General features: G+C 69.4%; 9 protein-coding genes. 8 read left to right on the forward strand and 1 reads right to left on the reverse strand.

Annotated features, from left to right (window positions below):
- The first annotated feature begins 223 nt into the window (after positions 1-223).
- A complete protein-coding gene (locus ACZ7L9_RS37625) occupies positions 224-4,099 on the forward strand; it encodes an endo-alpha-N-acetylgalactosaminidase family protein (protein WP_471422020.1) in 3,876 nt (1,291 codons plus the stop codon).
- Between the two features lie 256 nt (positions 4,100-4,355).
- Here ACZ7L9_RS37625 and ACZ7L9_RS37630 read toward each other — a convergent pair whose 3' ends face one another.
- On the reverse strand, positions 4,356-6,257 hold the full coding sequence (locus tag ACZ7L9_RS37630; RefSeq protein WP_471422021.1) for a DUF2264 domain-containing protein: 1,902 nt from the start codon (positions 6,255-6,257) through the stop codon (positions 4,356-4,358).
- A gap of 97 nt (positions 6,258-6,354) precedes the next feature.
- On the opposite strand from ACZ7L9_RS37630, the gene ACZ7L9_RS37635 reads away from it, so the two are divergent.
- From ACZ7L9_RS37635 to ACZ7L9_RS37665, 7 genes are all read left to right on the forward strand, one after another.
- On the forward strand, positions 6,355-7,431 hold the full coding sequence (locus ACZ7L9_RS37635; RefSeq protein WP_471422022.1) for a LacI family DNA-binding transcriptional regulator: 1,077 nt from the start codon (positions 6,355-6,357) through the stop codon (positions 7,429-7,431).
- A gap of 138 nt (positions 7,432-7,569) precedes the next feature.
- Positions 7,570-8,574, forward strand: a complete 1,005-nt coding sequence (locus ACZ7L9_RS37640; RefSeq protein WP_471422028.1) for a hydroxyacid dehydrogenase — start codon at positions 7,570-7,572, stop codon at positions 8,572-8,574.
- A 108-nt stretch (positions 8,575-8,682) separates the two neighbouring features.
- The gene (locus ACZ7L9_RS37645) at positions 8,683-9,756 is read left to right on the forward strand and encodes an ABC transporter permease (protein WP_471422023.1); all 1,074 of its coding nucleotides are present in this window, start codon (positions 8,683-8,685) and stop codon (positions 9,754-9,756) included.
- Positions 9,756-10,718, forward strand: a complete 963-nt coding sequence (locus ACZ7L9_RS37650; protein ID WP_471422024.1) for an ABC transporter permease — start codon at positions 9,756-9,758, stop codon at positions 10,716-10,718. Before ACZ7L9_RS37645 ends, ACZ7L9_RS37650 begins: the two co-directional genes overlap by 1 nt.
- Entirely contained in the window at positions 10,715-11,749 is a 1,035-nt protein-coding gene (locus tag ACZ7L9_RS37655; protein WP_471422025.1) for an ABC transporter ATP-binding protein, read from the forward strand. Before ACZ7L9_RS37650 ends, ACZ7L9_RS37655 begins: the two co-directional genes overlap by 4 nt.
- A complete protein-coding gene (locus ACZ7L9_RS37660) occupies positions 11,746-12,849 on the forward strand; it encodes an ABC transporter ATP-binding protein (protein WP_471422026.1) in 1,104 nt (367 codons plus the stop codon). Before ACZ7L9_RS37655 ends, ACZ7L9_RS37660 begins: the two co-directional genes overlap by 4 nt.
- 75 nt (positions 12,850-12,924) lie before the next feature.
- Complete coding sequence (locus ACZ7L9_RS37665) at positions 12,925-14,625, forward strand: ABC transporter substrate-binding protein (RefSeq protein ID WP_471422027.1); 1,701 nt, start codon at positions 12,925-12,927, stop codon at positions 14,623-14,625.
- Positions 14,626-14,847: the final 222 nt, after the last annotated feature.

Genomic DNA, 14,847 nt, shown 5'->3' on the forward strand with positions numbered 1-14,847 from the left:
GACCTCCGCCGGGTAGTGGTGGCCCTTGTAGGACGGCGGCGTCGACGGCACGAACGAACCCCTCCCGGAACGATCAACCACGAGATCATCCCACCTCCATCAGCCAACGTGATAACACCGCTCTGATTGTTTCTGATCGGTTTGGCTACCCCGCTCCGGATTGCTCCCATGCTGTCTCCCCTGACGGCCCACAGCGGTGTGGGCTGCGGCAGAAGGAGACAACGTGAGGTTCCTGCGAGTGCTGGCCGCCCTCATCGGCCTGGGCGTGATCGTGGGCGTCGTCGGCCCCCCGTCGGCCTCAGCTGAAACCGCACCCACATCCGACGACGTCGTGATCTCGTCTTCACGGGTGACCGTGCGCCTCGACCCGTCGTTCCCCCGGGTGCGCAGCTATGCCGCGGACGGCGCCGTGCTCGGCGGGACGGACGGACGGGCCGGGCAGATCATGATCAACGGGTCGACGTACGCACCGTCCGTGACCAGGGAGTCGACCCGTCCGGACCGGGTCGAGTACACCGTGCACGTCGACCCGGTAGGGGTCCGGTTCACGGCGCGGTTCACCATCACGGGCAACGTCCTGGACCTCGCGCTCGTGGACATCACCGAGTCGAGCAGCACGAAGGTCCGGACGATCGGGATCCCCGGTCAGAGCCTGGTCTCGGTCGACGCGGATCAGCCTGGGGCGCGCCTGTCGAGCGCTCCGCTCCCGCTCGACGGCTCCTACAACGACCACAAACTCACCGACGTCTACGCCAGCGTCACGGACCTCCCCGTCGACAGCAGCCCGAAGGCCACGACGGTCGCCTTCGTCAATACCGACCGGCTCGCAGCGGGCGTCTGGTCCAACGCCATCGGGGACAAGGAGGTATTGAACACCCAGACCACTTCGGTCGACGGGGTCAAGCAGACCGGACTCTGGAGTGCCGCGTGGACCTATCGCGGACTCGACGGAGACGTGGCCGTCCATCCCGCCGCCAAGGTCGTCATCTCCCCGGATGCCAATGACGACGGGCGCGTCGACTGGCAGGACGGCGCGATCGCCTACCGTGCGGCGGCCCCGAAGCCCAAGGGAGCCGACCGCGTTCGCGAGAACGTCGTCAGTGACATCCAGTGGAACATCGCCAACCAGGTCGAGAACCCGTTCGTCGACTCACTGAACGACATCAAGCGGACCTACTTGTACACCGACGGGCTCGGTCAGTCGATCGAGCTCAAGGGATACCAGGACCAGGGTCACGACTCCGGTCACCCGGACTACGCCGGCCACTACAACGAGCTCGCCGGCGGACTGGCCGACCTGAAGCATCTCGTCGCCAAGGCCAAGGAGTTCAACGCACGGATCGGCGTGCACATCAACGCCGCGGAACAGCACCCGGACGCGGACCACTTCCGATGGGACAACGCGGCGACACCGCTCCAGCAGATCTGGTGCGGGCGTGACTGCACCTACCGGATCGACTACAACCACGACACCCAGCAGCACCTGTTCCAGAAGCGCATCGCGGCGCTCAAGGACGACGTTCCGGACCTGTCCTGGGTGTACGTCGACGCCTACTTCGGACACGGGTGGCCGGCGCACACCGTCGCGTCGACGATCAACGGCCTCGGGTGGGATCTGTACACCGAGTTCGAGGGGTACCTCTGGCCGAGCGCGGTGTGGTACCACCGCTCGGCGGAGTTCGAGAACGTCGGGATCAACAGCAACATCATCCGGTTCATCGACAACGCGAACCGGGACGCGTGGGTTCGCAAGAACGCCCTGCTCATGGGTGCCGCGAACGAGCACGGGGTCGGTGGGTGGCACGGTGGCCACGACTGGACGGACTTCCTCGAGGAGACCTTCACCCAGAACCTGCCGACGAAGTACCTCCAGTCCTTCGACGTCATGCGGATGACCGACGACCGGGTCGACCTCACGGGTGCGACCAGCGTGACGCGGGGGCCGGAGGGGCGCCGGCAGATCCGCCACGACGGCCGCCTTGTCATGGACGGCTCGAAGATCTTCCTTCCGTGGAACCCGACGACCGAGGAGAAGATCTACCACTGGAACCCGGACGGTGGCACGACGAAGTGGCAGGTGCCGGCGGCGTGGGCCGGTCAGTCGCAGGCCAAGCTCTACCGGCTGACCGACCGGGGCCGGGTGCAGGTCGGCACGCTGCCGATCACGAACGGGGCCGTGGCCGTTCCGGCGAAGGCACGGACGCCGTACGTCCTCGTACCGGTCGACGCCCCGACCCGCCCGCAGGCGACGGCCCAGTCCGTCGGCTTCGGCGAGGGGGGACGCGTGGTGAACAACCAGTTCTCGGCGGGACTCCACGGCTGGGACAAGGCCGGCGCTGTCACGTCGGCGACGGACGCCCGTGGCTGGAACCACGCGAGCATCGGCGGCAAGGGCGGTGAGGTGAGCCAGGAGGTCTCCGGGCTGGTCCCCGGCCGGACATACCTCGCCTCCGCCTGGGTCGGCACGACGGGTGACAGACGCGCAAGCCTTCGCATCGACGGCTTCGGTGACCAGGCGGCCGAGAAGACGATCCAAGGCCCACCGCCGGTCAACGGTGACGAGGTCAGCTCCTTCCAGGGGCAGCGCGTCCAGCGGCTGACCGTTCCGTTCACTGTTCCGCAGGGACGCAGCAGTGCCGTTCTCCACCTCGTCGGAGCCCGTGACACCGACGCCGCCGCAGTCACGTTCACAGACGTCCGCGTCATGCCCCACACGGCGACGAGCAGCCCGGGGAACCACGCCTTCTTCGAGGACTTCGAGCACGTCGGCCCCGGGTGGGGCCCGTTCATCCCGACGGCAAAAAGCATCGCCCGGACCCATCCCTCGCAGAACCACGAGGGATACACGCGGGACACGATCAACGGCAAGTACTCGCTCAAGCAGCGGCCGGCGGGACCGGGGCTGACCTACCGCACCTGGGAGGGGACCCTCCGCCTCGAGCCGGACCGGATGTACCGGGTCACAGCGAGCTACCAGAGCGACAGTCCCGGGGCGTACGCGTTCGAGGCGCGCACGGAGAATCCGGACGGCGTGGCCCTTCGCGTTCCCCTCGCCCAGACGACGACGCGGTCGCTCGACTCCGCGCCGCCGGCGACCGATCCGCGCCCGGCGGGCTGGACCGACTCGCTGCCGCCGCAGCACCCGGCGCCGCACCGCACATTCGCCCAGACGTTCAGCACCGGGACCGGCTGCGGCGAATACTTCCTCGCGATGAACTCCCTCACGGGGGTCGGTGACGTGGTGATCGACGACCTCGCCGTGGACGACCTCGGCCCGGCCCCGGCCGGGACGACCTGCCCCGGGCAGGCGGTCGGGCAGCTCGAGCTGAGCCGGTACGCCGCCGAAGCAGGCGTGACCTCGCCCCTCAAGGCGACGTTCACCAACAGCACGTCGCAGGCGATCGGCCCTGTCGAGATGAAGCTGTCCGCCCCAGACGGCTGGACCGTGTCGACGACGGACCCGAAAGCGGTCGCGCAGGTGGCGCCCCGATCTACGGTTTCCGTAACGTACCAGGTCACGCCCCCCGCGGACCTGCAACCCGGCAACTACCTCCTCGAGGCGAGCGCGGACTACACGTTCCGGGGGACGGAGAACACGGCGGGAGCGACGCAGCAGGTCGGCGTCGACTACTGCGGGGCCGACCTGTCGAAGTGCTCCTTGCTGCTGGACGCGGGCAGCACGACGAGCCCGGTCGCCGACGGCTACCAGCGGCTCAGCCCGGCATCGGCCTGGGACGCGAGCCGGGGCTTCGGCTGGGTCGGCACGGCGCCGGACTTCCGGGACCGTGGCTCCGGAGAGGACGCGCTGCGCCGTGACTTCACCGGCGGGACGAGCCCGGCGACCCTCCGGATCACGGTGCCGGCCGGCCGACAGGAGGTCCATGTCCTCGTCGGCGACGGCGACTACTCGACGCCGCCGACGATCGTCACCGTCGACGGCACGGAGGTCGCTCGCAACGCCACGCTGCCGGCCCACGAGTACCGCTGGCTCACCTTCGCGGTGGACGGGGGGACCGCGGGGCGGGAGGTGGACCTGGCCCTGTCCTCGACTCCGGGCAGCTTCTGGCGGATCAACGCCCTGACGGTCTCGCCGGAGTGACCGGACGCGGGGCGGGGTGTCGGTGCGACCCCCCCGATCTGCTCGTCCGGCCCGCGCGCGGCGCCGGCCCGGGCGTCGGGGGCGATGAGCGCACCGGCCTCGTCCCGGACGGCCGGCCCGACGTCCTTTTTCAGGTCTTGAGGCCGCGCCCTCACCGGCGTCCCAGGGTCGCCGAGGGCCGCACTCGCAGAGCCACGGCGGTGGCTCTGCGAGTGCGGGTAGGTCACTCGCCGGCTGCGTTGCCTGATCCGCGGCGTCAGGTCAGGGCCCCGGGACCGTCCGGCGGGATCGGGATCGCGATTTCGTCTCCTGCGCCCGTCCGGACGACGACGGCGCCTTCGCCGACGCGCACCTCGGGTGGCGCCTCGCTGACCGACGCGTCGGTCCCGAACAGGCCGACCAGACTCACGTGGACCGACCGGTCGCCGACGACCCGGCTCCGCACCCAGGGCGTCGCAGCATGCGGCCCGAACGCGCTCGTCCCGGTCGTGCTCGCGATGCCCCGCTTGAGGACTGGTGTGACCGGGAGGAAGGCGGACGTGAGCCGTTCGCTGCGTGCGCGAACTCCTCTTGCGTCGACGATCTCTGTCGGCGCGGACCGGCCCGCCACCTGCCACCCGCTCTCGAGGACCTCCGCGCCAGGGGGTGCCCCCTCGACGACGTGGACTCGGACCTCCCACGCGCCGACCCACTGGGACACCGTCGTGATCCGGCCGCCGGCGGGCCCCGCGTCGCGCCAGGCCGGTTCGTGCCAGGACGAGATCCGTCCGTCTGTCGGCTCGCCCAGACGGTGCATCCGCACCCGTCGGGACACGCGGCCGTCGTCGGCGAGGAGACCGACGTGGTTGTCGGGTGTCATGGCCTCGTCGGGGGTCGGGCTCGTCGCGGTCGAGTACCCGAGGCGCGAGTAGAGCGGGTCGCCGACCGAGGCCGGGCCGAGGACGCCGTCACTGCCGTGGTTCGCGATCCGGACCAGGCCGTCGGCCCGGGTCGCGGAGGCGGTCCAGCCGGGCGCGCGCAGATCACGGACGTCGTCGGCCAGCTCGGCTGGGAGCGGCTCCTCCGGCGCGGTCCAGCACGGGTGGTCGGCGGGGAGGAGCAGGCCGAGGAAGCCCTTGGCCAGCCAGAAGGGTGAGGCCGGCGCGGAGTAGCTCTGGACGATGGGCGGGTATGCGCCGTACCACCCGAGGGTCGGCACTCCGTCGGCACTGAGGAAGCCCTGGTCCACGAAGTGGCGCAGCATGCCGCTCGCGAGGCGTCGCGTCTGGCCGGGTGCCAGGGGGCTGCAGCCGGCGATGGCGCCCGCCCACGGCGCCGCGGCCGCTGCGACCCGGTAGATCAGCGAGCGCCCCTGGAAGAGAGGTGACCCGTCGGACCCGACGAGGCCCACCTCGTCCTCGAGATACCGCCGCAGCCGCTCCTGCGCGCGCGGGCTGGACGGGCGGGGCCCGGTGATCAGGTCGATGAGGACCGGGTAGGTGTGCATGGCCCAGCCGCAGTAGTGGTCGTACGCCGCGAGCGGGCCGTCGCTGTACCACCCGTCCCCGACCCAGAACTCCTCGACGCGCTCGAGGTCGCGCTCGAACTCGCCCCGGTCGTGGTCCGCGCCGACCGAGGCGAGGAACTCTCCGACGACGACACGGAACAGGTGCCAGTTGTTGTCCGGGATCGTGAGCCCGGACGCTCCCTGAAGCCACGCGGTCGTGTGCTGGCGCGTCCGCTCCGCCAGGCGGTCCCAGACACGGGCGCGGGTCAGGTGGAGGGCGATTGCGATCGAGGCCGCCTCGACGAGGGTCTGCCGGACCGGGTCGGTGATCCGTGGCCACGCCTCGGGACTCGCGGGGTCGACGCCCGCGGCGAGCCCTTCGGCGTATCTCGCGAGGAGGTCCTCGCGGCCGCCCTCGGTGGCGGTCCGGAGCGCGAGGAGGAGGAAGGTTCGAGCGAAGCCCTCGAGCGCGTCGGACTGCTCGCCCGATACCGAGGCGCGCCCTGGCAGGGGGATCCGCGCCCCGATGGGAGAGGCGAACCGCTGGACCCGGTCGAGGAGCTGGTCCGCGACGGCGATCCAGTGCGCACGCGTGTACCCGGTGTACGGGCTGAGCGACAGGTCGGGCGGTGGGAGGCGCAACTTGGCGTGTGACATGGGGCTTGAGGACATGCCCGGCATCGTCGTACGGTCCCATCCTTGCGTCCACGGTCCGAGCAGAGCCGCTCACGCGCGCTGGCGGCGCCCGGTTCCCACCGAAGGAGAATCCATGGCGGAACGCCTTGCGGCCCAGCGCCGCGACATCATCCTTCGCCTGGTCCGACTCCGGGGGGCCGTCCGCGTCGACGAGATCGCCGAACGCTTCTCGGTCTCCGTCGCAACCGCGCGTCGCGATCTCACGGTGCTCGTCGGCGAAGGGTTCCTCGTCCGGGTGCACGGCGGCGCCGCGCTCGCCTCGTCGGCCCAAGGCCCCGGACGGCACAAGCTGACCGGCGTGAGCGGGGTGGTCGGGATGGTCGTGCCGGCCTCTGACTACTACTACGCGCCGGTCATCCGAGGGGCGGAGATCGCCGCGGCGCGGCTCGGCGTACGTCTGGTCCTCGCCGTTTCGAACTACAGCCAGGAGGACGAGCTGCAGCAGTTCAAGCGGCTCGTGGAGCTCGGTGCCGAGGCGATCCTCTTCTCGACCTCCGTCGCGGCCGGTCCACTCGACCCGTCCCCGGACGTCCCCGACCTCGGCGTCCCGGTCGTCCTCGTGGAGCGGCACCTCGAGGCTGGCTCGGAGCGCGAGTTCGTCCGCACCGACCATGCCGCGGGGGCCCTCATCGCCCTGCAGCATCTCGCCTGCCTCGGTCACCGACGAGCAGCGCTCTCGGTCAAGCGGGGCTCACCGCCGACGCCGTGGCTCCTCGAGGGGTACGAGCGAGCCGTCGCCACCGGGGTAGTCGAGCATGGCATGGCCCCGGTCATCGTCCCCCGTGTCGAGTCTCATCCCGACGAGAACACCCGCGTCCTGCGGGCCCTGCTCGACACGTGCCTGCGGACGGACACTCGGGCGGTCGTCGTCCACAACGACGGTGACGCCATGCTCCTCGCGCGCATCGCAGCGGAGAACGGGCTCACGGTTCCCGAAGACCTGTCGATCATCGCCTACGACGACGAGATCGCCGGACTCGGCGAGCCGAAGCTGACCGCCATCGCGCCGGCGAAGGAAGAGATCGGCAGCTCGGCCATCGAGGCGGCGGTCCGGCGCCTGTCACAGGGGCCGGATGCCGTCAAGCAGCGGCTCTCGCTCGTGCCGCGGCTCGTCGTCCGGGAGTCGAGCGGGCCGCCACCGCGCACTTGAGTGATCGATTTTGAGCGATTCGGCAGTGAGGGCTGGGAACACCGCCGCCCTCCGGGCTTGACTGCGCGGGCACCCCGAGGAGGGACCGTGAGCTCAACTGCACCGGATCGTGGCCCGGACGGCCGATCCCCCGAGGCGATGTCGACGCCGGCACGTCCGGTCGTCGCCTTCGCCATGTCACCCGCCCTGCGCCATCAACTGTTCTCCGCGACTGACCTGGCTCGGCTCGAGCGCTGCGCCTGCCCCGTCGCGGGTGCGGCGGAGGACCCGCTGCTGCCGTGGGCGCGCGACGACGTGGAGGTGCTCATCACCGGCTGGGGAACCCCCGAGCTGACCGACGAGGTCCTCGACGCGATGCCCCGCTTGCGCTGGGTGCTCCATGCTGCCGGTTCCGTCAAGCACCACCTGCCACCGTCGTTCTGGCGCCGCGACATCAAGGTCGCCTCCGCAGCCGACGCCAACGCCGTACCGGTCGCGGAGTACACGCTCGCGATGATTCTCCTCGCGAACAAAGGCGTTCCGACGACACTGCGACGGTTCCACCGGGAGCGACGCCGGCCCGACCTCGACGCGCACGGCTCGACGATCGGCAACTACGCCAAGCGGATCGGCCTGGTCGGCGCCTCACGGACCGGACGCCGGGTCGCCGAGCTCCTGCGTCCCTTCGACCTCGAGGTGGTCGTGAGCGACCCCTACGTCGAGGCGTCGCAGATCACCGCGCTCGGCGCGACCCTTGTCGACCTCGACGAACTCTGCGCGACCAGCGACGTCGTCTCACTCCATGCCCCCGACCTGCCCGAGACCCGACACATGATCGACGCTCGCCGGATCTCCGTCATGCAACCGGGCGTGACTCTGGTCAACACGGCCCGCGGTGCACTCGTCGACACCGACGCGCTCACAGCTGCGGTCCTGGACGGGCGCCTTCGCGCCGTCCTCGACGTGACCGACCCGCCCGTCCTCCCCGGCGACTCGCCCCTGTGGGACCACGACAACGTCGTCATCACGCCCCACGTCGCCGGATCGCTCGGCTATGAGCTGTGGCGCATGGGCGCTCTCGTCGTCGATGAGGTCGCGCGCGTCGCCCAGGGGCGCCCGCTCCACCACGCGGTGCGACGGCACGAGCTGTCGCGCAGCGCCTAGAGGAGTCTGTCCACATGCCTGCGGGCGCGAAGAGAGAGTGTCCATGATCGCTTTTGACGACGAGCCTCCGATTGCTAGGTCCAGAGGGACCCGCTGTTGGGAGGTGCAATGATGCAGACACTCGCCCCGCCGACCGGCTCGGCGCCGGCCCGCGTCAAGCGGGCCGGACTGCGCGCCGCGGGCCCTGCGGCGTTCCTTCTGAGACGCTTCGGCGTCACCCTCGGCACGACGATCGCCGCGGTCACCCTGAACTTCCTGATTCCGCGGTTCATGCCGGGCGACCCCGGCGCAGCCGCCCTCCGCCAGATCCAGTACCAGACCGGATCGGCGCCCACGCCCGAACAAGTGACGGCGATCCAGCACTTCTACGGCAATCCGCAGCAGGGCCTTCTCGGGCAGTACCTCGACTATTGGAACGGACTGTTCCACCTCGACTTCGGCGTCTCCGTCGCCAACTACCCGACCCCTGTCTCGACCATGGTTTTCCAGGCGATGCCGTGGACCCTGCTCCTCATCGGCACGACGACCCTTGCGGCCTGGCTGCTCGGCACGTTCCTCGGGGCGTTCATGGGTTTCCACCCGGGGAGCCGCTTCGACTCGATCTTCGCGCCGCTCACGACCTTCGCCCACGCGCTCCCTGCCTTCTGGATCGCGCTGTTCTCGCTGTGGCTCTTCGCCTTCAAGCTCGAGTGGCTGCCGATCGCTGGCGCCTACGACCCCGAGGTCCCGTTTCAGCTCAACAACGTCTGGTTCCTCCTGAGCGTCCTCAAGTACGGCGCCCTGCCCGCCCTGACACTCGTATTCCTCGGCTTCAACGGCTGGCTCTTCTCCATGCGCAACGTCATGATCACGACGGTCACCGAGGACTACGTGCTCCTCGCCCGCGCCAAGGGTCTGTCGAAACGCCGCGTGCTCCTGGCGTACGCCGCCCGCAACGCCCTGCTCCCGAATGTCACCGGACTCGCGCTCGCCATCGGAGGAGTCATCGGCGGCGCGATTCTCGTCGAAGTCGTCTTCACCTACCCCGGCATGGGGCTGCTCCTGCAGCAGTCGATCCTGCGGCACGACTTCCCGCTGATGCAGACCATCCTGCTCATGCTCACGTTCATCACGATCGCCGCGAACCTCGTCGCCGACCTGACTTACGGACTGCTCGACCCGCGGACGAGGGAGAACCGCTGATGTTCCAAGGATTCCTGAGCAATCGACGGGTCCGCATTGGACTGGCGATTCTGCTCGCCTTCGTCCTCGTCGCGATCCTCGGTGATCAGATCAGCGCGCTTCTCGGGCACGGCCCGTTCGAGGTCGACTACAACCACCTGCGGACCGGCCCCTTCGTCGGAGGTCACCCGCTCGGCACGAACAGCAGTGGCCAGGACGTCCTCGCCCAGACGATCAGCGGCGCCCGCGGCTCGATCATCGTCGGGCTCGTGTCCGCGATCATCGCGACAGTGCTCGCCGGGCTGGTCGGGATCACGGGCGGCTTCATGGGGGGGTACGTGGACCAGGGACTCAACGCCTTCACCAACCTCTTCCTCACGCTGCCGTCCTTCGCGCTTACGCTCATCGTCGCCGGCTACATCAGCTCGCAGGGGGGCGCCCAGACGGCGGCGATCGGCCTCGCCTCGATGGCCGTGCTCATCGGCGTCTTCGAGTGGCCCGGCGGTGCCCGTTACCTCCGCAGCCAGACCCTGTCCCTCCGCTCTCGCGAATTCGCCGTCGCGAGCCGGATGCTCGGCGAGCCGACGTGGCGACTGCTCCTCTCCGAGGTCCTCCCGCACCTGAGCGGCATCCTGTCGGCGATGTTCCTCCGAGCGACCGTCGCCGGCATCTTCGCCGAGGCCGGCCTGAACTTCCTCGGCGTCTCGACCCAGGGCGCGATCTCGTGGGGAACCATGATCAGCAACGCCCAGGCCGCGGGTGCCCTGACCTACGGGATGTGGTGGTGGTTCGCCGCGCCCGGCCTCTGCATCGCCCTCGTCGGCACCGCTACGGCGATGGTCAACTTCGGCCTCGACGAGGTGAGCAACCCACGGCTGCGCACGGCCAACCGCTCGGTCGTCCGTCGCTTCGAGGCGCACCAGAAGCGGCACCGTGCTCGTGTCACGAGAGCCGCGGCCAACCGGAAGGCGGAGACGATATGAAGACCGGTGAACTGCTGCTCGAGGTCCGTGACCTCTCGGTCGACTACCTGACCAGGCGAGGCGCCGTCCGTGCCGTCCACTCCGTCGACCTCCAACTCCACCGGGGCGAGATCCTCGGCCTCGCCGGTGAGTCCGGGTCCGGCAAGTCAACCCTCGTGACCGCCCTCATGCGCCTCCAGCGTGCTCCGGCGGTCACGGCCGGCGGCCAGATCCTCCTCCACCGTCCCGACGCGGAGCCGGTCGACCTCGTCGGCCTGTCCGAGGACGGTGTGCGGATGCTGCGCTGGTCCGAGCTGTCGATCGTCATGCAGAGCGCGATGGACTGCCTCAACCCAGTGACCCGGCTCGGCGCCCAGTTCGTCGACGTCCTTCGGGCGCACGACCCGAAGATGTCGAAGGCGGCAGCCCGGGAGCGGGCCCGCGAGCTCCTCGAGTTGGTGGGCATCGCGGGCGACCGGGTCGACGCGTACCCGCACGAGATGTCCGGTGGCATGCGGCAGCGCTCGCTCATCGCCCTCGCACTCGCGTGCGACCCGGACGTCGTCGTCATGGACGAACCGACGACAGCGGTCGACGTCGTCATGCAGCGCGCGATCCTGACCCGGATACTCCGCCTCCAGCAGCGCCAAGGCTTCGCGGTGATCTTCGTGACCCATGATCTCTCGCTCCTGCTCGAGGTCGCCGACCGCATCGCCATCATGTACGCCGGTCGCCTCGTCGAGGTGGGCACGGCGCGCGAGCTGTGCGCAGCCCCCGAACACCCCTACACGCGTGCCCTGCGGGACTCCTTCCCGCCACTCCACGCGCCTGTCCGCCGGATGGAGGGGCTCCCGGGATCGCCACCGGATCCCCACAACCCGCCGCCCGGCTGCCCCTTCGCGCCGCGTTGCCCCGAGGCCGGACCCGAGTGCGACTCGGCCGTACCAAAGCTCCTGCCGGTCGGTGAGCGCATCGTCGCGTGCTTCCAGCGGGGTGGTTCCGCCCCCGCGGGCGAGAGCGCGCATGCCGTAACCAAGGAGGTCCCCGCATGACCGCCGTACCAGACACGAGCGAGACGCCCGCGGCGCCGACGCTGCGCGCCGTCCGGCTGACCAAGCACTTCCCCGTCGGCCGGGGCCCGGGACGCGGTGTCGTCCGCGCCGTCGACGATGTGTCCCTCAGCCTGCGCAAGGGCTCGGTCGTCGCGCTCGTCGGCGAGTCCGGCTCGGGCAAGACGACCCTGGCCAAGATGCTCTCGCTGTACTACCCGCCGACGGACGGGACCGTCGAGCTCGAGGGCACCGCGGTGACGTCGGTGACCGGCCGTCAGGCCCGGAACTACTACGGCAAGGTCCAGCTGCTCTTCCAGGACCCGTTCGCGTCGCTCAACTCGCTCAAGAGCATCCGACACATCCTCGGCCGGGCTGTGAAGATCCACGGCCGAGCCCGGGGGATGAAGGAGGCCGAGGACGCAGTCCTCAAGCTGCTCGAGCGCGTCAACCTCAAGCCTGCCCGTGACTTCATCGACAAGTTCCCGCACGAGCTGTCCGGAGGCCAGCGTCAGCGTATCGTCATCGCGCGCGCTCTCGCGGTCGGACCCGAGGTCATGCTCGGAGATGAGCCGATCTCGATGCTCGACGTCTCGATCCGGCTCAACGTCCTCAACCTCCTCGGCCGGTTGCGCGACGAGGAGGGCCTCGCTCTCCTCTACATCACGCACGACATCGCCTCCGCTCGCTACATCGCTGACCGCGTGGTCGTCATGTACGCCGGCCAGGTCGTCGAGGCCGGTCCCACGGAGGACGTGATCCAGGCACCGGCCCACCCCTACACGCAGCTGCTCCTCAACTCCTCGCCCGACCCGGACCGCGCCGAGGGGCTCGGCCGCGAGGCCCTCTTCGACGTCGAGGACCTTGGGGAGCCGCCGGACCTCACCGACCCACCCACAGGCTGCCGCTTCCATCCCCGGTGCCCGGTCGCCATGGAGGTTTGTCGCACCTCCCCGCCACCGGAGCTGTCCGCGACAGAGCCTGGTGCGCAGGTCTCGCCGGACAGCCAGGGCGAAGCCTCAGCCCAGTGGGCCCGGTGCTGGCTCCTCGATCCGGCATACGCCTCAAACAGGTCAGCATCCCCCGCACCCCAGCGCCCCTGACCCTTGCCGAGGGTCCACACCTGCAGTCGGCAGCCCTCGCCGAGACCGACCATCACCCGTCCCCGGAGGACCACCATGTCACCCACCACCTCGCAGCCCACCCGGAGAGCCTTCCTCGGAGCCTCGCTCGGGGCCCTCGTCTTCGTGAGTGCGTGCAGCACCGAGCGCACCTCGACGAAGGGGAAGGGCTCGTCCGCGGAGGCCGGCGCCAGCGACGGCGTCGTCACCGTGAACTTCACTGGGCCGATCACCCAGCTCTACGCGAACTGGAACCCGTTCAGCCCTGCGGAGAACACCGGCGCCGGAACGGCCTACTTCTACGAGCCGCTGCTCCGGCTGGACCGGTTCCACGGCAACGAGCCGAGGCCGTGGCTCGCCGAGAAATGGGATATCAGCCCGGACGCCACGACGATCACCTTCCACCTGCGCAAGGACGTGACCTGGTCCGACGGTAAGAAGCTTGTCGCCGATGACGTCGTCTTCACGCTCACGGCGGCAACGCGCTTCAAGGGCACGTCCCTCGTCGTCACTGACCTCGGGGTCAAGAGTGCCAAGGCGGTCGACGAGAACACCGTCGAGGTCGTCTTCGCCAAGGGCAGCCTGGGGAACCTGGTCGCTGCGGGCCTGGCCTCGATCCTCCCGGCCCACATATTCGGCTCCGAGAAGCTCGAGACGTGGACGAATCCCAAGCCGGTCGGCACGGGCCCCTTCGTCATCTCGGCGTTCTCCCCCCAGCAGGTCACGCTCGACGTCCGCAAGGACTACTGGGGCGGCGGCCTCGGCCAAGTGAAGCAGGTCAAGTGGGCGGTCTACGGCAACGAGGACTCCGGCAAGGCCCTGATCCGTCAGGGCAAGGTCGATGCCGCGACGATGGCGTGGCCGGACGCGGCGACGACGCTTGAGAACGCGGACAACAACGTCTACCGGGTCTTTCCCACCGGGGGTGGCACCGCGATCCAGTTCAACTGCGCGGTGGCGCCGTTCAACGACGTGCACGCACGCCGTGCGCTCGCAAAGGCGTTCGACTTCAAGAAGATGCTGTCGCTCGCGGACATAGGCACGCCGCTGGCGAACGTGACCGGGATGTCCGAGCTCGTGTGGGGTGACGTCATCGCCCCCGAGTTCCGCGGCAGGACCGTCGCCCAGGACGCTGCAGCCGCCAAGGCTGAGCTCAAGGCCGGTGGCTGGACCGTGGAGGGCGGCAAGCTCGTCAAGGACGGCAAGAGCTACGCCCTCACGATCAAGGCTGTGACGGAGTACGCGAACTGGGGCATCTTCTGCGATGGGCTCAAGGGCCAGGTCAAGGACGTCCTTGGTCTCGACCTCCAGGTGCAGCGCATCCCGGACGCGCAGCACTACGAGCAGCTCCAGAAGGGCGAGTACACGATCGCGATGAATTTCGGCCCGAGCGAGAACCTCGCCGGCGACTTCTACAAGTCCCTGAACAAGAGGGACATCGTGCCGATCGGTGAGAAGGCGAGTGCAAACCTCAGTCGCTACGGCAACGACGAGGTGAGCCGTCTGCTCGACGAGATCGCGGCCTCGGTCGACCAGGACGAGGTCGTGTCGAAGGTCCAGCAGATCCAGAAGATCGTCGTCGACGAGGTGCCGTACATCACCTACAACCAGGGCGGTCAGTACGTCTCCATGTCCGGCCGCAAGTGGACGGGGGTCCCGAAGCCGGAGGACCGTCCCGACTACGTGCCCTACCCGGGTTCGAGCGTCGGGTCCGGCCCTAACGTCACGCTCTACTTCAAGAACTTGAAGCCGGCCTGACCCGCCCCCACCGACTTTCCGGCACGCACTGATCCATCGACCAGTCGGTGCGTGCCGGGGCTCTGTCATCGTCTCGAAGACAAGGATGGGCGTTGTCACGTTGGCGAGGATGTGATCGCTTGACGGTATGTCAGGGTGTCGTGGGGATCGGCGGGGCTGGTCTCAGGCCCCCGCTGGCAGGCCGGTGCTGCCGGTGATCTGGTCCCAGATCGCGAAGCGGAT

Source organism: Streptomyces sp. NPDC111516, assembly GCF_055635345.1.